Source organism: Nitrospira sp. T9 (assembly GCF_052156535.1).
In the GTDB taxonomy this organism is placed as follows: Bacteria; Nitrospirota; Nitrospiria; order Nitrospirales; family UBA8639; genus Nitrospira_E.
In genome coordinates this window covers 308,938-335,279 of record NZ_JBQKUP010000041.1, presented here as the reverse complement: position 1 = coordinate 335,279, position 26,342 = coordinate 308,938, and the positions used below count along the sequence as shown (strand labels likewise).

23 protein-coding genes and 1 pseudogene are annotated in these 26,342 nt (G+C 52.8%); 6 read left to right on the top strand and 18 right to left on the bottom strand.

The features are described 5' to 3' along the window. Positions 1-454 precede the first annotated feature (454 nt). The 3 genes from ACTRXD_RS18295 to secB form a co-directional block, all read right to left on the bottom strand. Complete coding sequence (locus ACTRXD_RS18295) at positions 455-730, bottom strand: type II toxin-antitoxin system RelE/ParE family toxin (RefSeq protein WP_442433221.1); 276 nt, start codon at positions 728-730, stop codon at positions 455-457. Further along, entirely contained in the window at positions 730-1,035 is a 306-nt protein-coding gene (locus ACTRXD_RS18290) for a prevent-host-death protein (RefSeq protein ID WP_442433220.1), read from the bottom strand. Before ACTRXD_RS18290 ends, ACTRXD_RS18295 begins: the two co-directional genes overlap by 1 nt. A gap of 187 nt (positions 1,036-1,222) precedes the next feature. Continuing rightward, a complete protein-coding gene (gene secB / locus ACTRXD_RS18285; RefSeq protein WP_442433219.1) occupies positions 1,223-1,684 on the bottom strand; it encodes a protein-export chaperone SecB in 462 nt (153 codons plus the stop codon). A 281-nt stretch (positions 1,685-1,965) separates the two neighbouring features. On the opposite strand from secB, the gene ACTRXD_RS18280 reads away from it, so the two are divergent. Next, on the top strand, positions 1,966-2,280 hold the full coding sequence (locus ACTRXD_RS18280) for a hypothetical protein (protein WP_442433218.1): 315 nt from the start codon (positions 1,966-1,968) through the stop codon (positions 2,278-2,280). 682 nt (positions 2,281-2,962) lie between these two features. Here the strand turns inward: ACTRXD_RS18280 and ACTRXD_RS18275 are convergent. Then, a complete protein-coding gene (locus tag ACTRXD_RS18275) occupies positions 2,963-3,208 on the bottom strand; it encodes a GIY-YIG nuclease family protein (RefSeq protein ID WP_442433217.1) in 246 nt (81 codons plus the stop codon). Positions 3,209-4,143: 935 nt separating this feature from the next. Further along, positions 4,144-5,556 (bottom strand): annotated as a pseudogene (locus tag ACTRXD_RS18270) (MFS transporter); the annotation flags it as partial. Between the two features lie 140 nt (positions 5,557-5,696). Here ACTRXD_RS18270 and ACTRXD_RS18265 point away from each other — a divergent pair. Then, entirely contained in the window at positions 5,697-6,593 is an 897-nt protein-coding gene (locus tag ACTRXD_RS18265) for a LysR family transcriptional regulator (protein WP_442433216.1), read from the top strand. 678 nt (positions 6,594-7,271) lie between these two features. On the opposite strand, the gene ACTRXD_RS18260 is transcribed toward ACTRXD_RS18265, so the two are convergent. Together ACTRXD_RS18260 and ACTRXD_RS18255 are read right to left on the bottom strand one after the other, a co-directional pair. Beyond that, the gene (locus ACTRXD_RS18260) at positions 7,272-7,679 is read right to left on the bottom strand and encodes a type II toxin-antitoxin system VapC family toxin (RefSeq protein WP_442433215.1); all 408 of its coding nucleotides are present in this window, start codon (positions 7,677-7,679) and stop codon (positions 7,272-7,274) included. Then, the gene (locus ACTRXD_RS18255; protein ID WP_442433214.1) at positions 7,676-7,906 is read right to left on the bottom strand and encodes a FitA-like ribbon-helix-helix domain-containing protein; all 231 of its coding nucleotides are present in this window, start codon (positions 7,904-7,906) and stop codon (positions 7,676-7,678) included. The genes ACTRXD_RS18260 and ACTRXD_RS18255 overlap by 4 nt, the downstream gene beginning before the upstream one ends. Positions 7,907-8,330: 424 nt before the next feature. Here ACTRXD_RS18255 and ACTRXD_RS18250 point away from each other — a divergent pair, with 424 nt between their 5' ends. The 3 genes from ACTRXD_RS18250 to ACTRXD_RS18240 all read left to right on the top strand — a co-directional run bounded on the left by ACTRXD_RS18250 (position 8,331) and on the right by ACTRXD_RS18240 (position 10,419). Beyond that, entirely contained in the window at positions 8,331-8,603 is a 273-nt protein-coding gene (locus ACTRXD_RS18250) for a type II toxin-antitoxin system Phd/YefM family antitoxin (protein ID WP_442433213.1), read from the top strand. Further along, the gene (locus ACTRXD_RS18245; RefSeq protein WP_442433212.1) at positions 8,603-9,016 is read left to right on the top strand and encodes a type II toxin-antitoxin system VapC family toxin; all 414 of its coding nucleotides are present in this window, start codon (positions 8,603-8,605) and stop codon (positions 9,014-9,016) included. Before ACTRXD_RS18250 ends, ACTRXD_RS18245 begins: the two co-directional genes overlap by 1 nt. A 449-nt stretch (positions 9,017-9,465) precedes the next feature. Then, positions 9,466-10,419, top strand: a complete 954-nt coding sequence (locus ACTRXD_RS18240) for an IS110 family transposase (protein ID WP_442433211.1) — start codon at positions 9,466-9,468, stop codon at positions 10,417-10,419. A gap of 267 nt (positions 10,420-10,686) precedes the next feature. On the opposite strand, the gene ACTRXD_RS18235 is transcribed toward ACTRXD_RS18240, so the two are convergent. Continuing rightward, positions 10,687-12,840, bottom strand: coding sequence for a Tex family protein (locus ACTRXD_RS18235; protein WP_442433210.1), 2,154 nt, complete (start codon positions 12,838-12,840; stop codon positions 10,687-10,689). Between the two features lie 744 nt (positions 12,841-13,584). Between ACTRXD_RS18235 and ACTRXD_RS18230 the strand changes: the two genes are divergently transcribed. Then, a complete protein-coding gene (locus ACTRXD_RS18230) occupies positions 13,585-14,295 on the top strand; it encodes a DUF3313 domain-containing protein (RefSeq protein WP_442433209.1) in 711 nt (236 codons plus the stop codon). 32 nt (positions 14,296-14,327) lie between these two features. On the opposite strand, the gene ACTRXD_RS18225 is transcribed toward ACTRXD_RS18230, so the two are convergent. From ACTRXD_RS18225 to ACTRXD_RS18180, 10 genes are all read right to left on the bottom strand, one after another. Further along, the gene (locus ACTRXD_RS18225; protein WP_442433208.1) at positions 14,328-16,685 is read right to left on the bottom strand and encodes a fatty acid cis/trans isomerase; all 2,358 of its coding nucleotides are present in this window, start codon (positions 16,683-16,685) and stop codon (positions 14,328-14,330) included. 505 nt (positions 16,686-17,190) lie between these two features. Continuing rightward, the gene (locus tag ACTRXD_RS18220) at positions 17,191-18,504 is read right to left on the bottom strand and encodes an OmpP1/FadL family transporter (protein WP_442433207.1); all 1,314 of its coding nucleotides are present in this window, start codon (positions 18,502-18,504) and stop codon (positions 17,191-17,193) included. Positions 18,505-18,576: 72 nt separating this feature from the next. Beyond that, positions 18,577-18,906 carry a hypothetical protein gene (locus ACTRXD_RS18215; protein ID WP_442433206.1) on the bottom strand — a complete coding sequence of 110 codons (330 nt, stop codon included), beginning with the start codon at positions 18,904-18,906 and terminating at the stop codon, positions 18,577-18,579. Between the two features lie 64 nt (positions 18,907-18,970). Further along, positions 18,971-19,666, bottom strand: coding sequence for a DUF3313 domain-containing protein (locus tag ACTRXD_RS18210; RefSeq protein ID WP_442433205.1), 696 nt, complete (start codon positions 19,664-19,666; stop codon positions 18,971-18,973). A gap of 244 nt (positions 19,667-19,910) precedes the next feature. Then, the gene (locus tag ACTRXD_RS18205) at positions 19,911-21,779 is read right to left on the bottom strand and encodes an esterase/lipase family protein (protein ID WP_442433204.1); all 1,869 of its coding nucleotides are present in this window, start codon (positions 21,777-21,779) and stop codon (positions 19,911-19,913) included. 219 nt (positions 21,780-21,998) lie between these two features. Continuing rightward, complete coding sequence (locus ACTRXD_RS18200) at positions 21,999-22,472, bottom strand: hypothetical protein (protein WP_442433203.1); 474 nt, start codon at positions 22,470-22,472, stop codon at positions 21,999-22,001. 216 nt (positions 22,473-22,688) lie between these two features. Next, the gene (locus ACTRXD_RS18195) at positions 22,689-23,714 is read right to left on the bottom strand and encodes an Lnb N-terminal periplasmic domain-containing protein (RefSeq protein WP_442433202.1); all 1,026 of its coding nucleotides are present in this window, start codon (positions 23,712-23,714) and stop codon (positions 22,689-22,691) included. Positions 23,715-24,366: 652 nt separating this feature from the next. Beyond that, a complete protein-coding gene (locus ACTRXD_RS18190; RefSeq protein WP_442433201.1) occupies positions 24,367-24,699 on the bottom strand; it encodes a hypothetical protein in 333 nt (110 codons plus the stop codon). 267 nt (positions 24,700-24,966) lie between these two features. Then, positions 24,967-25,419 carry a hypothetical protein gene (locus ACTRXD_RS18185; RefSeq protein ID WP_442433200.1) on the bottom strand — a complete coding sequence of 151 codons (453 nt, stop codon included), beginning with the start codon at positions 25,417-25,419 and terminating at the stop codon, positions 24,967-24,969. A gap of 72 nt (positions 25,420-25,491) precedes the next feature. After that, a complete protein-coding gene (locus ACTRXD_RS18180; protein ID WP_442433199.1) occupies positions 25,492-26,223 on the bottom strand; it encodes a TetR/AcrR family transcriptional regulator in 732 nt (243 codons plus the stop codon). Positions 26,224-26,342: the final 119 nt, after the last annotated feature.

Sequence of the window (26,342 nt, the reverse complement as noted above, 5' to 3'; positions counted from 1 at the left end):
ATTTCCCTTGACGGCCAGGAGAAAATGACGAAGCACTGTCGCATTTCGATGTACTGGGTTGCCGCTGGCCACAGATCCTTCTCTGCTGCTCAGGATGACCATGTGGGGAGTAAGATGGATGCCCGATTACGAATGTCGGGCAGGACGGAGGGGAGGATGGATGAAACTAGTCTTTGAGATTAGATGCCGGGTTTCGGCCCGGTAGCCGAGCCACTTTTGTTTCGGCAAAAGTGGCCAAAACCAGTGACGCCCCGTCTGGCCTCATTGAAGCGGAGGGACGCCAACTCCGAAGAGCGGCCCAACTCGCTCCGCTCAAACAAGGTCCGCGAGATGCTCAGAGCGTCCCTCCCTTGGGCCAGCCGGCAGGCGTCGGATCAAAATGCAAGCGTACCGAGGCAAACCCACGGACGGACAATAACTGCGAGGGTTTTTCCTTCGTGGCTATGGGAACATTTTATCGATAGACCTCATCATGGGTTCCGATATCGAGCAACACAATTTCTTTTCTGGTAATTCGTAATGTCAAAGTAATACGGTAGGCATGGGTCAAGCTGACGGCATGCAGTCCTTCCAATTCCCCTTTGAGAGCATGCAGGCGGAGAGAGGGTTGAAACGGATCGGCTTCTAATCCTCTGAGAACTTTGGCGAGTTGTTTTTTCTGTTCGGGGTGAGTTCGGGTGAACTTGGCCACGCGCCGATCAAAATAGCTGGTCGTGGCCAGCGTATACATTAGGCTTCGAGGTGAAGTTCGTCGATGAGAGTTTGGGCTGTATGGGGACGGACACGCCCTTGCTTAAGATCCTTCAATGAGCGGCGAATTCGGTTCAGGTACGACTTACGATACCGCTTCGCCAGTTCCCAATATTGATCTTCTGCCATAATGACATAGGCGGGTTCGTTGTTCTTAAGCACATGCACTGGCCCCTTCTTCAAGGCCTTGTCAATGACCGAAAGTCCCCTCCGCTTGATTTCGTTCGCCGGGATCGTCTTTTGCACTGTGTCATTAGTGGTTCGCATATATTTACTGTATCTCAACCATCCCCTCCCGGCAAGCTCTTAAAACCTATCACGAGATCCAATTCCTAAGATCTTGCAATACGAAACCTTGACTGCCTTGCCTTGTTTGCTCTCCCTGCAGATAATCCATACCGTTCGTGATTGAACGTCTACAGAAGCTAGTGCTCCGCGCCCTTCAGGAAAGCACTTCGCCCGGGAAGCTGCCTCAGTGGATGGTGGCCGCGGAATCGGGTGTCGTCTGTTGTTGCTGTTGTTGCTGTTGATACAGGGCTTCAAAATTCACCGGGTTGAGCATGACGGTCGGGAACCCTCCCCGTGTCACCGCATCAGACACCGTCTCACGAACATAGGGAAAGAGAATATTCGCACACCCGATCCCTAACACCGCACCCATTTCCGTTTCCGGGACATGCCGAATCCGAAAAATGCCGGCTTGCTCCACTTCCACAATAAACATGATTTTTTCGTTGACCTTGGCCGTCACGGTCACCGTCAGGGACGCATCATACATGTCCTCTTCCACGCGGGTATGATGTGTCTTCAATTCGACATGAACCTGTGGGGCTCCACCCTCCAGAAAAATGCCGGGAGCATGGGGAACTTCCACGGACAAATCCCTGACGTAAATTTTCTCTATGGTAAACACGGGCTTCTGTTCTTCAGTCATGTGTCATCCTCTTGTGCGTGAATAAAGATAGTCATCAAGCCACAAGGAGGCCTGACCAACCTGATCTTCCGGCATTCTAAAAATAAAGAAACCCATATTGTCATCGATTCCTCATGAGACGCAACCCGGCTCCCTTTCCTTTTGCATTGAAAGGGGGAGTTATTTGCAGATGAGGAAATTTCGTCGCCGGTGTTGATGTCGAAGGCCGGAGATTGGCATCATGTCCTATGCTAGAGAGGAAGAGACCACGGTGGTGTCGAATATGATCCGGAGCTCTAAGCATGCGATTCTACATTTTACGTAATCAGGTCGTCGTTCCCGTTTCGAGTGCCAAGGAATTTGGCGAATGGGTGGAAACGGCTGATCGGGTTGTAAGTCACACAAAAGTTGCCGACATTGAGGTTTCCACCGTGTTCCTCGGGATCGATCATCAATTCTTCGCCGGCCCCCCTCTCCTGTTTGAAACAATGGTGTTTGGTGGCGATCTTGATCAAACGTGCCGCCGCTGTTCCACCTGGGAGGAAGCGGAGGCGCTACATGAAGAGATTTTGTCAGAAGTGTTAAACCGGGTGTACGGTTATCATAAGCCGGGTTGAATCGGTGCCGTTCGTTTGGTCTTGAATCTGCTTGAGGGCAGGTTTTCCATTCACATCTACTCGCAGTTCCCTACCTTCTTTTTTTGCTTATTAAGATGGCGTACTTTTTTCTGCGGGGTTTCGCCCCCCCTAAGGACGAGGTCCTTTTCTTTCGGGAAAAGGACCCAAAACCATTTCCACCCAGGTCAGCCACATTGCACCGGGCCGACGCAGACCAAGGGAGTGGCGGTCCAACTCGCAGGGCTCAAACAAGGCCCGCCTTTTTATTGGAGCGTCAGCCCGGTTGGCCGACCTGAAGGCAATAGGTTCGGTCAACCTTCCTTCAATTTCCCCTACCAGGGCTTGGGATAGGAACATTCTATTCACACAGACCGCCGGTTCCCTTCTCTCCTTCCTGCTTTTCCAGAATGATCCACTTTTGTCTGCGGGTTTTTGTGGGGCTCCCCGGAAAGGATGCCCGATGATCAACGTCGGAAGCGACAGAGGGGCGTGGTCTTTCGATGGACGGGGTTGGCTGGGTACAGATTCTTCGCCGAAGCCCTTGTCCTGAGCCTTGTCGAATGGATCAGGATGACCATGCGGAAAATAAGATTTGGTATCCGATGGCTCGCGTCGGGCATACAAAAAGAAGGAAGATGGTGATGGCGGATGAAGAACAGAGGAATGAGGGTACGCGACTGTTTTATTCTGTGCCGATTAAGCCCAGTTTTGCTTTTCGCTTCATGGATTTAATCGCCGCTTCTCTTTTTAAGGCCTGGCCTCTCGTCTCCTGACGTTCGGTGAACACCACGGTAAACGGACCACGGTGTTTCGTATATTTGGCCCCTTTCCCTTTTGCGTGCTCGTCAAGACGACGTTTTAGGTCCAGGGTAATCCCGGTGTACAAACTGGTATCGGCGCATTCCAACATATAGACCGTCCACCCCATACAAGGCCCTTTCCTCATGATTCATGCAGCCCGATCCGGCTGTGAGTGACATGGCCCAGTTCCATTCGAGGCCTCAGGGACCTTACCTGAAAAATTCCCATGTTGATCCCCCTCAACAACTAATCGTCGAGCAGCAGATGTCCAAATACCGAGAAGATGCCGATCATGATGCCGGTCACAAATTGCGCATGCACAAAATAGGAAAACCTTTTCAAATCCTGCGGAGAATATCGCCACGTCAGGAAAAACCCAAACATGCCCTGCCACAGCACCAGCGCCAGGACGGCCGGGAAAAATAAGATGTCGGCATGCAGGCCGAGCATCGCAATGTGCAACAGGATGACCGCGATGGCGGCAATCCCCACGTAGACGTGCGTGCGATTCAACACATTGAGAAGGGTGCTGAATGGCGGAATCGCAGACATGTCGTATTCGTCCGGGACAAGTCGCTGAAGAAGCCCACCCTGGCCACATGCCAACTTCAACAACGTTCTGCCATAAATAATGCCCAGGGCCCAGAGGCCGAGCGTCCCGAAGCCCTCTCCGATTTCGCGCAGAAATGTTTCGTGCTCGGGATCATCAGGCCGATTCGGATAGAGAGAGAGGAAGTATCCAAAGGAGAGAAGAAACACACTGACCGTAAAGATGAAGATACGTTTAAGATTGTTCATGTGGAGGTTCCGTTTGGATATTGGGAATTTTTCGGATGTCGTGTCAATGGTATCGGATGGAAACGCAATTGGGAATGGGACGGCAGGCGTACCTCGTGTCGGAATGATCGATGCAAGTGTGAAGCTTCCAATGGTAAGAAATCGAAAGTCGTGTATCGATGTGTTTCCAGGTGAAACGCCCCCCACTTCATCCCGAAACGTTCTCATTCCCCTGCCCCATTGCTTCCGGAGCCACTTCCCGATTACCCGCTGTGCGGCGGGCATGCCGACGGCGAGGCCGAGCGCGATCACGATGAGCGTCGCGGCAACGGCGAATGTGATCCGCATACCCCTGGCCACGGCCTCTGGAGGCGCTGTAGTGATGTCGATCGTGGCCGAGGCAAATGCGAACACCGCACCCATCACGGATGCCCCGGTGATGCGCCCGAGATTGCGCGAGAGGTTGAGCATGCCGGACATGACGCCCCGCTGGTCCGGACTGATACCGGTCATGACGGCAGTGTTGTTGGCCGTCTGGAACAACCCATAGCCTGCGGTGATGACGATGATGGGAACAATGTAACCGGGAATACCGAATGTCGCCGGCATCATGGCCAGGATGAAGGAACCGGCCCCCATGCCGATGAGCCCGACGATCACCACGCGTGTTGCGCCAAAATGGTCCGCCATGCGCCCGGCGGGCACCCCCGTCAGGGCGGCGACCAGCGGCCCGGCCGATAAGACAAGTCCCACCATCGCCGCATCGAGCCCGAGCGCTCGAGATAGATAGAACGGCCCGACGACCAGCGTCGCCGTCACCACCGTTGTGACGAGTGCGCTCATGGCGAGGCTGGCACTCAGCATGGGATCGTGGAACACCGCCAATCGGATCAACGGCGAGGCAGTTCTCGCCTCCACGTGCACAAAGAGGCCGACGCCCATGGCCGCAGCCAGGAGCAGCGACAGATTGAGGACACCGAAACTGCCGCGACCGAGCGTCACGGCGAGGGCATAGGCCGCGAGCGTCAGCGCCAGCAGGAGCGTGCCCGCATGGTCGAATCCGGCCCGATGCGTCTCCGGCCCCCGGCGATCCATGGGGAGGTAGTGGTGCGCGAGAAGAAAAGTCAGCATCCCCAGGGGCAGGTTGATGAGAAAGATGGCCCGCCAACCGAATCCGGCGATCAGCATGCCGCCGAGCGATGGACCGAGAGCCGTGCCGATTGCGGACATCGTGCCGAGCAGGCCCATGGCGCTCCCGGTCCTGGCTTTCGACACCGTCTCACCCACAAACGCCATAGAGAGCGCCATCATGATAGCCCCACCGAGGCCCTGCGCCGCCCGCCCGGCAATCAACAACCAGAACGTGGGCGCGACGGCGCACAGGACCGAGGCCACCGTGTAGAGGAAAATTCCGGCTAACAGCAGCCGGCGCCGGCCGATGATGTCACCGAGCCGTCCGACGCTGACGATCAGGGTCGTAGCAGCGAGAAGATACGCGAGGATCACCCACTGGACTTCCTGGAAGGAGGCGGTGAACGCCCGGGCCAGGGTCGGTAATGCCACATTGGCGATACTGGTGTCGAGCGAAGAGAGCAACATGGAGAGCGAAAGGCTGACGAGCGCCCATCGTACCGTCGGTTCTCGTTCCGCATTTTCATGGTCGACCGTGTGTTGGTTTGCAATAATTGTCTTCACCATACCCTCCGCTTTTTTGGCCCCGCTCCACCTGTCATGTTCCAAAATATACGCTCTGCTGGGACCTGGCGGAAGACGCACCACTTGCACTGTATTCGTGCATGTGACGCTACATCAGAAAAAAACTATGCTACAATCCCTGCATGTCGACTCCTGATTTCAACCTGCTGATCACGCTCGATGCGGTGCTCGCGGAAGGGAGTGTGGCGCGCGCAGCCCGACGGTTGCAGCTGAGTCCATCGGCGATGAGCCGCGCCCTGGCGCGCTTGCGTGAGACAATTGGTGATCCGCTGTTGGTGCGGGCCGGACGCGGTCTCGTTCCCACGCCCCGGGCGATCGAACTCCGCGAGCGGGTCAGTCAGCTCGTGCAGGAGGGAGAGGCGGTGCTACGCCCGGCCGGGAAGCTCAACCTCACACAGCTCGTCCGGACGTTTACGCTCCGGACCGGCGAAGGCTTTGTGGAGAACTTCGGACCGGATCTCATTGCCCGCATCGGCAAGGAAGCGCCCGGCGTTCGGCTGCGCTTCGTACAGAAGCCCAACAAAGACAGCACGCCCCTTCGCGACGGGACCGTCGATCTGGAAACCGGCGTGGTGAGTGACACGACTGCCCCGGAGCTGCGCGTGCAGGCATTGTTCCGCGACCGGTTTATCGGCGTTGTGCGAAAGAGACACGTGCTGAGCAAGGGGAAGATCACGCCCTCCCGGTATGCGGCCGGAAAGCACGTCGTTGTCTCGCGGAGGGGTCTCGACAAGGGACCGATTGATGAGGCCTTGGAACTGTTGGGTCTGACACGGGAGATCGTCACGATCGTCGGCGGCTTTTCGGCGGCGCTGGCGCTCGCCCGGGGTTCCGACCTGATCGCCAGTGTTCCCGAACGACACACCGGAAATCTGCGCACCGGCATGCAGAGCTTTTCCCTTCCCTTCTCCACACCGGAGGTCACCGTTTCCTTACTCTGGCACCCCCGGCTGGATGCCGATCTGGGGCATCGCTGGCTTCGCGGCCAAATCCGGGATATCTGCGCGGTGATCCGCTGAAGAGGTAGGCCTTTCCCCTGCACCAGAACAAGCTTGCCGATTGCCTGCCGGATCAAATGCGACCCATCAAGTTTAAGGATCCGTCGTGAAGATCGCGGCTGATCACACGACGGCTTGCTTAACCCCTGGAAGCCAGGTACGCCGCTGGAGATCACGACACTGATCAAGTGCCCTGAGGTTTGACCTTCCTACCCCTTATCCGGGATACCCTCGAGACCATTCAACCCGTGGGCCGCATCGACCGCTAAACATCCTGTTGTGGAGTGTTGAATAAAACCAATTTCCAAGGGCATATTGCCCCACAGGCACGTTGCATATTAGAGGCCTCGGGGCGGTTCAAAAAAGTCCGTCCAGTCCTGTCCTGAGGCCCCTCGAAGGAAAGGCCGCAGTCATTTTTGCGCGCAGAGCGTACTTCCAGTACGTGAGCACGGAAAAATGGCGAGAACGCCGCTGGCGGCTTTTTTCAACAGCCCCCGTTGTCATTTTGAGTGCAACAAAAAATCTGTGTCCAACCCACGCACCCACCAATCAGCTAGATGCTTCGTGAAACCTGTTCTAAACGAAGCCCAAATGGTCCGGATGAAAAAGTATTTCAGAGGTTGAACAGGCACATTAATGCTGAATAGGAATTGTTAGGGTAAATTGGCTGTTAGAGGCGAGATGTCATTGAGCTCCACGCTACAGAGCTTGAACAAAACGAGCCAGTTTGGCTTTTTTGGCTACCGACACCAATTTGGCGTCATCCGTGACTAGCGTGATGGATTCACGTTCGGCCAGGGCCAGGTACAAGCAGTCATACACAGGGTGATTAGATTGAAGGGCAAGGCCAAATGCCCTTTGTGCCAGTTCTGAAGAAGGCACAATATGGTCAAAGATCATTGAAACATTGGTTACTATGGCTTGACCTTGCACTGAGGTGACCTCCTGATTCTTGACCTTTTTCCAAACCACATTGCAAATTTCTGGAATCACAATGTCTGGGGCAATGAATGAGGCGCCCTTATTAAGAATTTTTCTGGCAGCCGAGGAGCGGGGTTCCTCGATGAACCACTTCAGGCCCACATTGGCATCAACAACCAGGGTCACCGGTCACGATCCTCCCTCAGGAGAATCGTGGAATCGGTTTGCGGAGTGGAGGGAGTCATGGCACGAATGTGATCGACCAAGCTTCGGCGATCCTCGATTGTGGGCTTGGCGGCTTCGGCCAGAATACCCCTGAGTTCTTGTTCAAGTGAATGCCCTCGCATTTCAGCTTTAGTTTTCAAGGCGGCGATGATGTGATCATCAAGGTTTCGAACAATAACTTGGCCCATCTCTTTCCTCCGTTTGTGTTAGCAAAAATGATATCACTCTTTCGATTCAGGGGCAAGGTCCTGCGGGTAAGATCAAGTCACTAAAGAGGTAGGTTTACTCCTTCTGCGATTACCATCACATCTTTTCAGTTGAAATTGACTTCCTCGACAACGCTATGAGTTTGCGGGAATGGTGCCCTCTCACATCAGTCGGTCATCCAGAACGTGTGCTTTTTCATTGGTCGTTCGCCATTCAGCAAACAGTGTCTGAACGGTAAAACTCAAACGTGAACTTCTGCCCGTTAACCAAATTGATACCATGTAGTGATATGGGACAGGAAAATGAACGGAGGAATGATTGCGTCTTCCTTCCGTCCTATATTGACAGGCTCCCGCCTCCATCATAAACTAGTCTATAACTAGTCTAAATAAGGAGATAGTCGTTATGCCTGAAATTGGGGCCTATGAAGCCAAAACCCATTTACCCAAGTTACTCGAGCGAATCCAAAAGGGAGAACGTTTTACCATCACCAAACATGGACGGCCTGTAGCGGAACTCGTCCCCGTGACCCGCAAGGATCCCGAAGCGGTTCGCCAAACCATCAAAGGCATTCGTTCTTACCGGGAAATTCTTCGTCAACGAGGTGTCACCACCCAACGCCTTCTCAAAAAGAACGAAACGTTGCGCGATTTGGCTCATCTGGGCCACCGATACTGATGCCGTTTGTCCTAGACAGTTCGGTCGCATTGGCCTGGGTCCTTCCAGATGAGGCCAATCCCCAGCTTGATCATGTCTGTGACCGGTTAATCGATGATGTCGCGATTGTCCCACCCGTTTGGCCATTAGAAATTGGAAATGCCTTACTCATTTCGGTCAAACGGGGCCGACTGACCGCTCGGGATGTGAGTCAGCTAATCACGGAACTTCGTGCGTTGCCTGTGGAAATTGATACCACCTCTACTGAACAAGCATTGGAAGAAACTATGTCCTTAGCCCGGAAGTACGAATTAACCACCTACGACGCCTCATATCTTGAGTTAGCCAAGAGACGTGGGATGCCGCTGGCTACACTTGATACCAAGCTACGCCAGGCCTGTGTGTTGGCCAAAATCCCTGTTTTACCGTCCTGAAGCCATCTTGCCACAAGCCCCGCAAAAGGGAACAGTTCACTTACTCACCGAGCACCATTAGATCCTTCCGTTTGAGCCCGCTTTCATCGATAGCAAAATGCGCTTGCGGGGAATGTCCACCTTGAATATCCCGTTGTCATTCTGAGTGCAACGAAGAATCTGGGCCCAGCTCGCAGCCACATGGCTTAGCGAAATGACCACCGTGACTCAGGACTTCCCGTTTGTCGCCGCTTTCATGGACAGCGAAATACGCTTGCGGGGAACGTCCACCTTAAATATCCCGTTGTCATTCTGATTATTATGAAAGTGCTGTATTCCATCATCGTCGAGAGTAGGATCCGTATTCAAGGAGGAGGACCCTTATGGAATACATCGCCTTGGATGTTCACAAGCGGTACACCTGGGCCCGCGTCGAAAATGCCCACGGCGACCGGGTGACTGAGCGATGAGTGCTCCATCAGCGCGGAGCGATTCAGGCGTTTATGCAGCAATGGCCCGCTGGCTCGCCGGTCGCGGTGGAGACCGTGGGCAACTGGTATTGGGTGGTCGATGAGATCGAGGCGGGCGGTGGCCAGCCGCAGTTGGTCAACGCCCGCTTGGCCAAACTGATGATCGGGCGCGTCAACAAGAGCGACAAGCTGGATGCCCAAGGGCTGAACCGGCTGCAACGCACCGGCACCCTGCCGACGGTGTGGATCCCGTCCGCGGCGGTGCGGGATGCACGGGAACTGCCGCGGACCCGCATGCTCGTTAGTCATCAACGCACGCAATTGAAGAATCGTGTGCTGGCCACCGTGGCCAAGTATGGCCTGGGGGTCGACGGCGTCAGCGATGCGTTTGGCAAGCGGGGGCGGCAGCTCCTGACCACGTTGGTCCTTCAGTTGCCCCCGCAGACGCAACAGGCGGTCACCTGCCTACTGACGCAACTGGATCACGTGGAGGCGACGCTCACGCGGCTGGAAGGCCAGATGCGGGCGGTGTTTGCCCCCTGTCTCCAGACGGCCTGGCTCAAGACGCTGCCGGGCGTGGGCGATCTTTTGGCCATCGTCATCTGGACGGAGATGGGCACGGTGGCGCGGTTTCCTCGCGCCGAGGCGTTGGCCAGCTACAGCGGCTTGGTGGCACGGGAACACTCCAGTGGGGGCAAGTTCCACTTTGGCGCCATCCGCCGCGATGTGAATCAGTATCTGAAGTGGGCCTTTGTGGAAGCCGCAAACAGTGCCGTGTTGAATCGCGGGCGGTGTGGGTACACGCACATCAGCCAGCTCTACGACCGCCTTCGCGCGCGTCGGGGGCATGGCAAAGCCAAGGTGGCCGTCGCCCGACACCTGGCGGAAGCAAGTTTCTGGATGTTGACCAAGGGCGAGCCCTACCGGGCCCCGACGTCGTCCACACCACGGTAAGCGCGTTGTGCTCATGGGGCCCTTGAGCCCCGGATTCTGATTGCGACACCGTGGTGACATTATTCTCTGCCGCTCGAGACGGCGAATAGATGAGTCCGAGATGATCGGGAGGCGACAGGGAGCGCTGACAGGGAGCGGTCGGGTTAACCGCATGAGGTTAGGTGACGGCATAGAGGTTCGCACTTGACAAAACTTTCATAGATGAGTGCAACGAAGAATCTGGGCTCGGCTCGCAGCCACATGGCTTAGCGAAATGACCACTGTGACTCAGGACTTCCCGTTTGCCGCCGCTTTCATGGACAGCGAAATACGCTTGCGGGGAACGTCGACTTCCAACACGGTGACTTTGACCTGTTGATTGACCTGCACCACTGTGTTGGGATCGCTGACAAATTTGTTGGCGAGTTGACTAATATGCACCAGGCCATCCTGATGCACGCCGATATCGACAAACGCGCCAAAGGCCGTGACATTGGTCACCACCCCGGACAGGATCATGCCGGGGGTAACCTGCTCGATGGATTGCACCCCTTCATCAAACTTTACGGCTTCAAATTGTTGGCGCGGATCACGGCCGGGTTTGGCCAATTCGGTGAGGATATCCATTAAGGTCGGTTTGCCCACCTCCTCCGTGATGTATCGATTGAGATCGATCGTGCGTTGCCGGGCAGGGTCCTTCATGAGATCCTTCACGGTGCAGCCTAAGTCTTTGGCCATCGCGTTGACCACGGGATACCGTTCGGGATGCACGGCGCTGGCATCCAGCGGATGCTCGCCATTGGTGATGCGTAAAAATCCTGCCGCTTGCTCAAATGCTTTGGCGCCCAGACGCGGAACTTTTTTTAATGCGGTTCGGCTGGGAAATGGGCCATACTCCTGTCGATAGGCCACAATATTCGTAGCAAGTTGCGGCCCCACACCGGAGACGGCCGTGAGCAATTGCGGGCTCGCCATATTCACGTCCACCCCTACCCGATTGACACAGCTGATAACCACATCCTGCAACCGTTGTTTCAAGATGCCCTGATCGACATCATGTTGATATTGCCCGACGCCGATGGCCTTGGGATCGATCTTTACCAGTTCGGCTAAGGGATCCATGAGCCGTCGCCCGATTGAGACGGCGCCACGCACTGTCACATCGTGATCGGGAAATTCCTCACGGGCGACCGGGGACGCGGAATACACGGACGCGCCGCTTTCGTTGACCATCACAATGGGGATGGCGGATGGCAATTTCAATGCGCGGAGAAACGTTTCGGTCTCCCTCCCGGCCGTCCCGTTGCCCACCGCGATCGCCTCAACCTGAAAACGCTGACACAATTCCACCACCGTGTCTCCCGCTTTGGCGGCCCCGCTTCCTCCCAGATGCGGAAAGATGGTCTCCGTATGACGCAAGGTGCCCTGGCGGTCCAGACAAACCATTTTACATCCGGTGCGAAAGCCCGGATCGATGGCCAGCACGGTCTTCTGGCCCAGCGGTGGCGTCATGAGCAATTGCTGCACATTTTGCGCAAACACTTCTATCGCCGTTTGATCGGCGCGAGTTTTGGTGACCAGGCGGGCTTCGGTTTCCATGGAGAGTGACAGGAGCCTGGTAAAACTGTCCTTGATCGCCAGAGTGACCTGTTCCGATGCCGGCCCTTTTCCTTTCAGAAAAAGGCGATGCAGAAGCGACAGCGCGTCAGGTTCAGGCACCAGCACCCGAAAGGACAGAAACCCTTCTGTTTCCCCACGCCGCATGGCCAGCACCCGATGTGAGGGGGCCTTGGCCACCGGTTCTTCCCATTCGACATAATCCCGATACTTGCTGCCTTGAACATCTTTCCCCCGAACGGCAGTGGTTTTGAAAATCCCCTGCTCCAGATACAGCGCCCGCATCGAAGCGCGGGCCTGCAGATCTTCGCTGATCCATTCGGCCATGATATCGCGCGCGCCGGCCAATGCGTCCTCCACGGTCTCTACACTGAGTTCCGGATTGAGATATTTTTGTGCCTCGGCTTCAACATGCAATTGATCCTCTTGCGCCCAGAGGCTCAACGCCAACGGTTCTAATCCCCGTTCTTTCGCGATCATGGCCCTCGTGCGGCGTTTGGGTCGGAAGGGTAAATAGATGTCTTCCAATTCGGTCATGGTCGTGGCTGCGTGCACCTGCCCTTGCAGCGCGTCGGTGAGTTTGCCTTGTTCCTCAAGTGAGGCCAGGATGACGTCCCGTCGCTTATCCAATTCCCGAAGCTGCGCGATACGATCCCGAATGGAGGTGATCATGACCTCATCCAACCCGCCCGTGACTTCTTTGCGATACCGTGAAAGAAACGGCACCGTGGCGCCGTCATCCAGCAAGCTTACCGTGGCTGCCACCTGCTTGTCGGAGATCTTCAGTTCCTTCGCAATGGTCTGATCATGCAATGCTGAATTCATATGCTCTTTCCATCCTTATTGATCATGGGTGAAATTTTTTTTAAGAGTCGTTCCTCACAACGACAGCCCGATTTCGCTTACATCCACTCAGCAACTCACTTGGGTTGAGGTTCCGGTTCCCATCCTTTTGCTCGCAAATACTGGTCAACTTCCTGTTGTGCCGACCGTTCGGCCGATTTCGTGATGTACCCTTGGCCGACCCCTGGTTTTCCCATTCAACCACTGGGGATGACCGGGCCGGGTGGCGACATAAGGATTTGGCTGCGGCAATCGACTCTATCAGCCTCAAAATCCGGTTCCGTGGCACCGGCCTTGATATACTTCACTTCAGTGCATCCATAGAGGAAAAGACTTCCAACACAAACCACAAGCCATACTCGCATCATGGGACACCCTCTTTTTCAACATGGAGGGGTCTGTTGAAAAAAGCCGCCGGCGGCGTTCTCGCCATTTTTCCGTGCTCACGTACTCAGCGTACGCTCCGCGCGTAAAAACGGCTGCGGCCTTTCCTTCGAGGGGCCTCAGGACAGGACTGGACGGACCCTTCGGGAAGACTCAGGGCATGCTTTTTTGAACGGACCCGGAGCCTTTGATGAGGAATCTAATCCTGGGCAAATTTGCCCTTGAACATCTTTATTATTCAACACTCCCTGGAGGTACGTTGAAGTGCGGCCGTGATATGGCCTTTATGGAGTAGACGGGATATACTCGTCAACTTTCGAACTCGAAAAAAATGAGGATACCGTGATTCACGCCTTTTCGCAATTACAACGCCTAAGTGTGCTCTTGTGCCTGATCGTCAGTCTCTCCGGATGTACTCCCAAAATCGAGCCGTTGAATTTTTCCGGATTTTTAACCGATTACACCAGCCTTCGTCCTTCGCCTGATGACAGCGGTGCGTGGAGTTACCGAAAGCCGGGTGTCAATTTCAAAGGATACGACCACATTATTCTGGATCCCCTGGTGATCTGGCCCAGCCAACATTCTGAGTATGGCGGTCTTGATGCCTTAACCGCCTGGAAACTGGCTCTGGGTTTCCAGGAGAGTATGAGCCGGGCGCTGGCGGGAGGCTATGTGATTGTGAAAGATCCAGGTCCGGGAGTCCTGCGGCTTCGCGCGGCTCTGACCGACGTGTTGTTGGAACGCCCGTCACTGTCCACGCCGGACCATATCCTTCCGCTGGCCAATGATCTCCTGATCCAGGCTTCTGAAAAGATTTCCGGCATGAATGCCCTGGAGGGAGAAGCGGCCATTGAGGTTGAAATATTGGATACTCAGACCCAGGAACGACTGGTGGCATATGTGGAAAAGCGGATGAGCTCAGAGATCCTCCTGACCCGCGACAAAGATTCCTTGGGACCGGTGCTGGAGATATTTGACTATTGGGGTAAGAAACTTCGACAACGGTTGGACGAGGAACGCGGCCTACGGGAGTATCGGAAAGAAATTCAGTAATCCGAAGCTTTTTTTTCATTCGTGCACATCTATCACCTATTTTCCAGACGGTTGTAATCCAGCAGACCTGCTTCAATGGGAGACTCCTTCTGATAGGCCGCCTGTATGGCATCACTATGCTTCCAGAAATCCGGATCACTTCGTCTGACACCAAAACGACGGAGCAGGGCTTGATAATCCTTCTCACTCCCAAGGCGTTCTACGGCATTAACAAACTCTTCCAGCTTTGATTCCTCGACATGGTAAAATGCGTTGGGATAGGCGCCCAAAAACCCTCGCACCACCGTTAACGTATCTTCTTCCGGTAAACGCCGTTTTTCTTCGAAGAGCAGATGGGACACATTGCTCAGACCGTTATCATGGATGAGGGTCACCACCTGTTCATGGGACCCACTGATGGATAAAATGGCGTTTTGCGGCAACCAGGACACCGCTTTGCCTTGCAGGTGAGCTAACTTTTCCAGTTGTTGGCGGACGTGCCTATTGCCGGACTTCTCTATCGCATACGGCGCATGTAATACCGGCGCGAGGCGTTCGCGTACCATCCCGATCAATTCCAATTTATGGTCAGCCGTGCGATACGGAATACCTGTCTGCCGATTGACGCTGCTGAAATACATCTTCCCAAAATCTTCGAGCTTCTCTCCGGCGTCCCGATACCAGTACTGCCATTCTTTGGTTCTGGTACGTTCCGGGAGCAGAGTGAGAAAATCAAGTTCAGCCTCCATTCGCAAAAAATCCATATACAAGCGGGAATTTAACTGGTGACCGATATTCCCATAAATGTCATATCCTGCAACCAGCAAGTAATGAATGCGCTCAAGCAAAGGATATCCAACCAATACCAGCGTCTTGGGCTCATTGCCAACAAAGCCTTTCACGACGGTCGCATTATCCAGATGTCGAAACACGGTGAGCGCCGCATTGTCATTCTTTCCATCGCCATCCCAAATCAGATCGAGTGAAATGGCTTCCGGCGTCGGGAGGTGTTGTTTTATAAACTCGATTTTTCCGGCTACATAGTTCTTTTCTAATTGAGAATATTTCAGCCAGGTCCTGAGGGGTGTCGCGTTGCTCTGCTCGACTATGGGCATCCGAAGATTCTGCTCTTCTTTTTCAAGGAATTGGGCCACATGAACCAGGGTCGGGCTCTCGGGGTTTGAAAAGACAATCCAGAAGCGCTCATTAATGACATTGAGCGCCACCTGTCCTCGACAGACAGGCCCCTTGATGAAATTCATCAGGGTAAACCGGGCTTCATCGAGCAAAAACCGATACCGGGATTTCACCGGAATCGATTTGAAGGTTTCAAAGGGGTTGGCCGATGCCTCCGTGTCATATGACGGTAAGACGTGCACATCGTAAGCTGGTTCTAAAAAGAGGGTGTGATACCGGGACATTCGTTCTGGATTGAGTAAATACGGCATGTGGGTTTTGGCCAAAATCGTGGTCCGAACCGGCTCAAAGCGATAAAAAATACGATCCACTTTCGGGTCATCGTAAGGTCTTCTGGTGACAACAAGATTAATGGGTTCACCAGGAGGGGTAGTGGAGCGTACGAGACGAAAGAACTGTTTGGGGGCAAGGGCATCAAAATACAGACGGGCAAGAAAGAGGTGCTCATAGAGATATCGACTCATTAATTGTTCTTTGGGTGTCTCGCCATTCAAAAACGTTTCCCATTCCCAAATGTTTGAACGGACACTTGCTCTCATTGGGGCCGGAGCTTCATCGACCGCGCCCTCCTCCAACCAGGTCATCAACGTGGCATGTTCCTGTTCGCTTAAACCGGGTAATCCATAGGGCATCCCCCATAAGGGTTTGTTGCGGGCGAACGCGTCAAACTCCGGCAGCGTTGGGCACGATTGAGCCCGCTCGATGCCAAAATCAAAACTGGCTGGGAGCGGGCTGACTGAGGGAAGCGGGTGTTGCCGTTTCAGGAGTAACATGTTCGCCATCAGGCTCCCTTGAAGATTGGCCTCTTTGGTCTGCACCCGTTCGTTTAACACCGGAAAAAACTGTTTCTCCCGCCATCCGGATGGTGAATGCGCATCGACAAACAGCCGGGTTGGTTCCATGGCCAATAATCGACCGGGGTTATACACCAGTTCTTTATTGGCACCGCGTTCAATCCCTTCATGGGCACTGAGATTGAGTTGACAGGGGGCATCGTAACACCCATGACACACAATACATCGGGCTTCCAGAATCGGTTTCACATCCTGCCGATAACTGACTGTTGTCACTGCGGTTGTTTTCGTCAGCCGATTTTGCGGAGAGGAAGGCCCGAATTGTTGATCCAGCTGCATCCCGACTAAGATGGCGCAACCACTAAGGATGACCGTCAGAAGCAAGATGAAAACATTACGGGCGTATGGTCGATCTGTCATCTTCTCTCCTCAGGATTGATTCTCTATGGTTCACGTTCATTTGTTCCTCACAATCCTAGTCATGGCTCCCCACTATATCCAAGGGCTAGTCAAAATGGCTAACCTTCTTCAACTTCCGTTCATATGTTCAATTAACTGGTTTCACAGAAAAACTAGAAAATCTTCTCATGTGAGCTGGACCAATCTGCCATGGTGACTCACATTCAACACATGCTGCATTCAAGGCAGATTTTCTTTTTACTGATATAGGCAGAATGTTTTGGGCGGCAGGAGCCATCCCGGATCTGATTTGGGCACAGGGAGCGTCTGAGGAAGACTTTCTGAATAGCTGTTTGACCCGGCGCAAGTTATGGTAAAAATTATTGATCCCGATAAGTTCTCAGATAAATTTTGAGTTTTTCAACAGCCCGATAGAGTGTTTGCCTGTTTTTCATCGGAAGGAAAGGTCTCTTTGGAACGATAGAACGTTCATCGACTACCGATGCTCATCGGAAGGACTGTGGCGTTAGGCTCCTCCTGGCCCCATCCTCACCCCTTCTCCCCATGTTACGGTCAGTGCAAAAAAGTGGAGGGTGGTGTTCTTAAAGTCACCGGATACGCGGCCGGACAGTGGTCCTCGATTTTGATCAACCGGCATATCTCCTATCCAGGTGAGTTCATAGGAAAAACCAAGATTGAGGGTGCGTGTCGTTTGCCAGAGGGCTCCCAGCCCGAATTTGTAGGTTTCGCCGACGGGAAGGCTGAGGGTGCGATGTTTATCCTTCACCATGGAACTATCATAGGCAAAACCCGTTGAGAGCACCCATGCGGGGTTCACGCGATATTGGGTCCCAAACGCCACATGCCAGGTATCCTGATAGTTCAGGTTGGCGACGACGTTTGTGGGATTCGCCGTATTCACGCCGATATCCACCTTCCCGAATTCAGACCAGTCCTGCCATCCCAAATCACCCATGATCGCCCACTGCCTGCTCAGGTCATGGTAGGCGCTGAACATCAGCGATTGGGGGACGGTAATACCCACATCGAGTTTATTATTCAGCAGTCCGTTATTCTGCAGGGCCGTGCCGATGGGACCAAGATTCGAAAACTTCGGCTTATCGGAAAAGTTTAAATCAATGGGCGATTGATACGTGAGGCCGAAGCGTGTCCCTCGGGTCGGCGTGAACATGACGCCGATATTGCCGCCAACCCCGACTGCCTGATCCTTGATTTGCATTTGCCCGTCGTTGGTACTTCCGAGATTGTTGATACCAACGGTTTGTTTGACCGCGCCAAGCATCACGTTGACGCCTCCGCCGACAGACAGGTATTCATTCACCCGATAGCTTGCGGTGGGCATGAAGCTAACTCCGGCCAGCAGAGCGTCTTTCACGTAATACCGACCGACCCATTCCCCTTTGTATTTCAATCCCAGACCGAAATTGGAAAAAATGCCAAAGCCCACTCTCCAATCATCTCCCAGGGGATGCACGTAAAATCCGCTGGCACCGGGAAACACATCGATGGGATTCCCGCCGCCGCCGCCGGACGGGGTGGATTTGCCGTCGGAAGTGAATCCAATATCTCCATATAATAGTTGGACGCCACCCTGAAATTGCGCGCCTTCCAGGAGGGACATGCCGGCGGGATTTTTAAATAAGGTTGACGCGTCCTGGGCGCGGGCTGCCCATCCCGCTCCAGCAAGTCCCACGTCCGGAGTCCCGATTTCGGTCAGAAAGAGTCCACCGGCTTGAGCCGATAAAGGCAGGAGCAATGTTCCTACCAAGAGTAGGCTCAGAATATGCCATCGGAGTTTCACCGCAAACAACGCATTCATGATTCTTCCTTATGTAAAGGATGTCTTGCCGGAATGTTCAGGGCCACCGTTCGAGCATGACCCTGAAATAGCTTATTCAAATTGGACATCGAGAATCTTGCGAGCCGCATCCTGGCCGGACGGCAGGACGGCGCACCCGAGATACACCGTTTCATTCCCTTTCACAGGAATTTGGGAGGTTGTGATCACCTTGTCTCCTGTGATCTCGGCAACGGTGACCATGATGGTCGCATCCGGATGCTTGTTGACAATACCTTGTTCAATCTTGGTATGTGGACACTCCCCGTTAGGACGTTCGATCATTTGTGCATAAGGTGTGGCATCCATATGCTGGAGATTCCCTCCACCACAGGACGCCAAGGTGAGGAACAGGCAACTGGACCACCAGGGCAAGACTTTCATCGTCATCTCCTTTTCAGTGAACAACGCAATGATTTAACCGGATTTTGCTGGGAATGCCTGGCCCTTACGCCTCCGGCTCCACACAATTTTCTCCACCTCGAAGCAGACATGCCCGCCAGCGTGTTTTTTCAGCCCAATACCGGTAGGCTTCCTCAACATCGTGCCACGAATTGGTGACTCCGCTCAGACTTTTCGTCCCTCCCCGGCGATCCACCGCAGCGGCCAACAGGGTCTTGTCCGAGGAATCCGTAACTTTCAACTCCACACTCGCCGAACCTGTAAATCCGGAAACGCCTGTCGCGAAACCTTTGACTCCGGTTAAGACTCTCAACTGAGGAACGATGCTTGAAACCGTATCTAAAACAGGATTGGAGGTTTCGGCTTCCGTGATGGCGGCCTGAATACGCATGACATCCGGACCGGGTGAGTTCACGATTTCATAATCGTTTTTTAAGGCATCATGTAATTTGACCCAGAAGAGATCTGCCATCCGTTGACGATCTTCCGCGGATACGTCTTGCAATTGGGAGTCCTTGCCGATCCAGAGGGTGACGGGATCAAGAATGATTTTCTGGTATTTCTTCCAATCGGCTTGAGGATTTTTATAGATCAGAAGGGTTTCATTCTTTTTCCCTTCTTTTAACATAGAATAGTCTCCAAGAAATCCTGATTGTTCCACGCTCCGGGTTTGCTGAGTACTGGCACAACCCGATACACCCACCAACAGGATGAGCACCACATGTAACGGTAAACGGATCATCACGCTTCTCCCCTCGTTTAAGATTGATAAGATGCTCGTAAAAGGCAGTTGTCTTTATCGGGATTATAGCGATATCAGCATTCAAAAAATACGAGGAAAAACAGGTAGGGTGAACGTGGGGTCTCGTACCATCAACTAAACAACTTCCCGACGCATCACTAGGCTCGAACAGTGTTGGTTCAGGGAAAAAACAGAGTTTTTGAAATAACCATCAGACAAACCTCACACCCCTTGGCACAACACATTAGGCGCAAAGGTCATGGGTCTTGCATGTTTCCATGGCATGAAGCAATAAAATCCGTCTGACTTCCTGAATCGTATGAGTATTCGATTGACAGGAATGCCCGGACTGGACGATAAATTCCGACTCCATTCCTTCCACGTGTGCACTCTGATAGGCCACGACACCATCGTTCCCTTCGTCCAGTGGGCCATCACCTTCCACCGCAATAATTGAGTGTCCGGTAACCCCGGGAGCCAGAGGCGTCTGTGGTAGGACTGTCATGAGGGGGCTTCCCGGTTCCATAGCGGACACACTTCCCAAATTCTTCCCTTGGAGTTTCAATTTGAGTGTATCCAATTTGAGAGTCATGAGATCGGTGATGCCTGACATCAACCGGCCCGGCAGCTTGACAAACTTGGCCAATTGTTGGGCTCCCCAGCTTCCGGCCACGTAACTCCCATGCTGTGGGGTAGCGATAAAGACGAGTCGATTGACAAATGGCAGGGAATCAATAAACAGACTTCGTTGCAAGAGATCACGGGTTTGGTCTGAGACTTTCATGTCCTCAAGTGGAACATTACTGATCGCGTCCCAAAAGGTATTCCCGGTGTCGACAGCCGTCAGTTTCGCGAGCAACCCTCCTTGACTGTGCCCGATCATGACCATGGCATCGAGGGCCGGGTCTTGATATTTCTTTCGCAGTTGGTCCACTGTCTTTTGCAGGAGTTCCCGGAGCAACGCCGCAGAGTACAAAATGGGATTCCCGGTATCATACGTAAAATACCAAAATTGAAAACGATTGCGAATTGAGGGATCGATGATCAAATCATTGGTCATGCCGGCCCACCTTCCAGAGCCGGAGGCGGTCCCGTGGACAAACACAACCGGAATGCGCCCCGGCCTGTACGGCTCGAGAGCCGTTAATTCCCCTGACTGCAGCGCAACCGAATCACCCATGAAAAACCCCTTCAGTTCCCGTTCCCAGACCGAGGCTTCGGCCAGACTTGCCGCCAGCGAGGAGGTAAACTCAATTTCCAACGGCACATCCTTTCCATTGATATTGACAGTCTTCTGGTCATAGGCATTGTACAGTTCCCAGTCTCCCTGAATGGAATCGCTTTTCAATTGTTGCAGAAGGTTGGAGAACCGCATGAAGGCGGTGACGGGCATTTTGCCCTTGGCAATCTGCAATCCTTCCTCCTGCCCTAAGGGAATTTGATCGGCCGCTAATGGGACTCCGATTCCGGGTTGCCGATACCGGTTTTGTAACCCACGGACTTCCAATTCGGCGACAGGGATAAAATTGGTCAGTTTCCGGTTTTCCCACTGGAGGCGTTCCTCCGGAAGTTCCACCTGTAGGGTTCCGAAGGGAAGGGGATAGGTGCCGGATTGCAGGTTTACAGTCAAACGATCCTTTGAAATAAACCCTAAAGTCAGACTCCGATTGAACAAATCAGCCGCAATTCGTCCCCGAGGATCTAAGGGGTTGAGTGGATGGGTAGAATTTTCGGGAAACAAATACAGATACGCATACAAGGCCGCAGCCAGATAATAAGACGGTTGATTGGATTTTTGGGCATACAGAAAAGACAATTCAGCAAGCGCGAACGCCACGTAGACTTTCCGTTGCTCTTCGGCGAGGAAGAAATGATGCAATTGGTTCAACGCCTCACGGGGGTTATCAAAATAGGCGTCAGTCAGGTCGGTGACACGGAGCACGTTATCGGTAAAGGGGCTGGTTTCCCCTGAAGAGATCACGTTTTTGGTTAATTGGTGCCGAACGGTCTCGGAATCGACCCGGGCCACACCCACCGGGGTCTGACAGCCAGCCAGAATAGAGGCGGTAAGGATTACGAAAAACCATACGCCGTTAGGTGATGAACTTGCCATCTTCCTTGCCTTTCTTTTCAGAAAATCGGGTGAAGACTGACTCCGACGCATCGTGAATCCAGGATTTTCTGGGATTGGTTCACACATGGCTTCACCCGGATCACCGACTCGCCCCATCCTTCAGGGAGAAGCGAGCCAGTCCGGTCGGTCCAAAACCGAGGGATCCAACCTATACGATCCCGCTGAGGGACAAATCAAAACACATGGCTGAACCCTCGACTAATCCATCAAGGGAATATTCGCAGCCAGGTCAAACTTGATCGCAGCACGGATTTTGTTCTCCATTTGCAGGTAACGCGCGACTTTGTGAGCGGGTAGCACTTTGCTGAGTTTTTCAGCATACTCCCTCCGCATTTTGACTTCCGCCCCTTCGGTTTTAATCGATTCGTTAATGAGATCTTTGGCCACTTTATCGGGTACGGACCCTTTATTGTAGGCCTCGGCATATTCGTTGATGAGTCCGCCCAAATGAGTATTTAAACGCTCAAGTTCTTTTTGATAGCCCTCGTAGAGTGGCCAGAAATCCTTGGATTCTTTGTCCGTCAAATCCATATTGCTGGCGATGAGCAGCTTCTTATCCGCTTTGACCTTATCGATCAGAATTTGCATATTGGTAATTTGTGCATTCTCCGCAAATGCTGGAGTCACACACATGATGGCTGCGGCAACGATAAACATGATGAACTGATTCATAGGAAAACACCCCCTAGGTTGTAGGTAGATATGGAATGCGAAGGGAACGGTACGCCCTCAAATCTTCGCCTGAATTTGCGGCAGCCAGCGTAGCAAAGGCACTAATTAAAGTAAACGCTTAAGAAAAGGCGATTCACCCTGACCTTCGATTCGGTTCAAACCGAAAGAGCACAATGGCCGCAGCGCGAGAAGCGGCTAGTTTCCTGGATGGGGAGATCAGGGAGAGAGAAGATGGGGACGAATGCGCCTGGAAAAATCAGGAGCCTGATCGGCTTGTACTGCCACCTCATTGATGTAGGCACGAAGCTGCAATTCTTCAAAGGAAAAACCTGTGCCCAGTTTTTTTTGCTCATGGAGATAGGCAGGCGTGTACCCGCTTAACAGGATTTTCCAGGAAAATGGCACATGGCCGGGATTCAAACGCGTGTGCATCCAAATGACGTTCGTGCAGTTGGCGGTGAGGGTATTATAGAACTTTGGCCGCACCCGCAGTTGATTGATGGTGTTCATGTAATCCAGAAACACCCGTTTGAGGTTTTCAGGTGATCCGACCAATGGATACAGATACACGTCTTCGGGTGGATCTTTCCGATAATTCGTCCGGACCCGGATCAGATCCCGTTCGTCGGCAACAATATAGATCAACTCGTACTGTTTAAAAAATCCTTTGATTGACGAATAGCCTTCCGTGGCTTCCTTCCGGGCTTCGATGGAAATGGCCAAGTGGTCATCACCGAACCCGAACGTAAGAAAAATATGCGCGATCATCGGACCCATCCAATAGGCAGCCACCAGATCTGCGGAATCCAGTTTGGTGAGATCGTAGGTGCGATCGTAGTAGGCGGGGGTAAAGTCGGTTTCGGTGCGATAGTCAAAGTTTCGGATGTTGTGGACGGTGACCAAATTTCCATCGAAGGTGGCATAGGGAAGCACCGCCACTTCCGGTTGCCACTGGCGATCATTGGACGGTTCGATCATGGTCCACCACCCAACAAGCACGACAAATAGGCAGAGATAGGACCCGGTGGCCATCAGTCGAAATCGTCGTGTGCAATACCCCACCAACGCCACCAGGCTGGCTACGGCAAAGCCTGAAGCCAGGAGCGTCCGGAGCGTGTCATGTTCCGGCCCGTCAAAATATAAGGCGAGGGTGCCCCAGGCTCCGGTGGCAACAATCAGGAACGCTCCCAGAAAAAGACCAACGTACCTTGTTATCCGGCGAAAGGAAGATTCCTGCTTCATGTGTGTCAGAGTTGAGGTCTCTTGTTCTCCTGGTTCCTTGCGAGCCTACCATAAAATACACGTCACAGTGGGAAGTGTTGAATAATAAAAATGTTCAAGGGCAAATTTGCCCAGGATTAGATTCCTCATCAAAGGCTCCGGGTCGGTTCAAAAAAGCATGCCCTGAGTCTTCCCGAAGGGTCCGTCCATTCCTGTCCTGAGGCCCCTCGAAGGAAAGGCCGCAACGGTTTTTACCCGCGGAGCGTACGCTGAGTACGTGAGCACGAGAAAATGGCGAGAACGCCGCTGGCGGCTTTTTCAACAGACCCCAGTGACAAATGCCACAGGAGATCCGGAAAATCCGATACGCGCAAAATCCCTAACATGGATCCGGATATATGCAAAAGTATTCGGATTGGGAACTGAAAGATTCTGGTGCCGGGTTCGAGGTGTGCTGGTGCAACCGGCTGTATGTTTAAGAGGTGGTGACATGTCTCCCAAATACCCTTTGTCAGGTTCAGGGTGGGTGCTTCCACCGGAAAGCTGCAGTCGCAACGCAAGGGCATAGCGTAAGCCGAATTACTTGGCGACTTCACCATCCCGTTTGATAAAAGCGTAGAAGTGGATCAATTTATTGCACCGGCGGCCGAAGAGTACAAAATAATTTCGGAATTTACCAGGTGAACCGGAGAAATCCTCCGTTATAGTCAGGACCATTGACGGAGGGAGGAAGAACCAACGGTAACCGGTCACGATTCACGGGTACTTCTTTCGGAAGGCTTCCTTCGGGAATGACCGTTTCCAAAGCCTGAAAACTGTGCATTTCGACGCCCAATTGGATTCCCGGTAACACCCCTGGATCTTTGAGAGACAAATTTGGACCATGTTTCCATTGAAAGTCGTATTTCGGAGGAGTCTCCTGAAGAAGCGGGACGTCGAACAATTGTTTTTCCCGTTGGTGGCTTTCGGGTAATCTAGCTGTGCTCTTTTCCGTGAGATCAGGCATGGGACCAAATTCCTTTCCGCCCACAACGTTCTTCCCCACTAACATCGCTGCTGCATTCGAAGAAATTCCCAAGCACGACCATGACAGCAACAAAAGGATTGTTGACAGTAGACTTGTATTAAAAATGTGAGTTCTGATTACTGGATTCATCATGCCACTCCTTACTTTTATTTTACCCCTTCATCATCTTTTCTTCCAAGGGGAGCCCTCTATAATCCAAAGAAAAAACGTAAGAGCCGGGCCTTCGGCGTCTGAGTAATAGGTTTTTCAATCACCGGTGTCCACAAGTTCGCGTTCCATTTCCTTGATTGCCACCCTCCAAGCCTCCTCCACGGCCGGACACCAGGCATCCTCCACACATTCCGCAACGGCGTTCAAAAAGGTCTCTGCCAGTCTGTTAAACCGCCTTCTTTCTATAGCTGGCGTGAACTCCACAACCGGAAAATTCCAATATTCCTCCAACACCGTCCGAAGATCATGGCCTGTCCGGTAGGCGAAAACTATTGCAGCAAAACCTTTTAGAAAGGCATTGTGGAATTCCTGAAATCCTGTGGTCAGCAGAGGATTCCTAATGACCGGATGTTCCTCCAGGAGGCGGTCATACAATTTCCTGGAAAATGGAGATGTGTCTTCACTTAACCAAACAAGGCCTTTTTCGATGGACATCAGTTGGGTCTCAGTGAGGGCATTACAATTTTTGGTTTGGGAATTTTGAGTCATCGTTTCGATCCTAATTTGCTTATGAGTCAATTTTTGACTTTTAGTCATTATATTCCAAAAAAATAGTCCAGATTAGGCGATGGCTACTTGATAACACTCTTGTGGAAAAATTTCTTTCAGAATCCGGTTCCTGGTTTCTTCCCAATCCAGCTCGTGAAAAAACGGATGCCAGCCGAACCCATCCAATAAGGCATGGATGTTTTCCCACACCGCCTTTCTCGGATCTGAAATTCCTAGGGCTTCTAAGTTCACTTCGGAGAACATCAGCACAAAGGCCCCATAGGCTCCGGTCCACAATCCAAAGGTGACCTCCTCAATGGTCACCCCCTTCCGAAGTTGGACGTGGCCTTCCTCGACAGCGTCCCGCAAAACTCCGGAGACAATCCCGATATTATCCTGCTCGGCCTTTTCCAGGTTTTTTTGGAAAACCAGAGAGGCCTTTCCTCTAATGGATTCATTCTGGAGTAATAGTTTTGATTTAAAATGATCAGGATTAAGCTGAATGAACAAGTCGTATCCCAAAGCCATCGCAGCTACTCGTTCCCGGGGAGTGCCCTGAAACTGGGAACCCCTCAGGAGAAACGTGCCGCATTTTTGCGCGGATTGGATGAGCATCGCGACCAGAATTTCCTCTTTACAGGAAAAATGCTGATAAATTGTCCCCTTTGAATATTCGGTAATTTCCGCGATTCGATCCATATTGAGATCGATGTAGCCAACCTCCAACAACAGATGTCTGGCGGTGTCGATGATCAGCGTTTCCCGCTGTGCATACTCTCGTTTTTTTCTTTCTGATGTAGCCATTTGGGTCTTTTTAGCACAATAAATGACTTTACGTCAAATTTTGACATACTGCACGCAAACATAAATTTTCAAAAAACCTACATTATATATCTATAGCTTGAGTTCAACCGGTCCCTTCA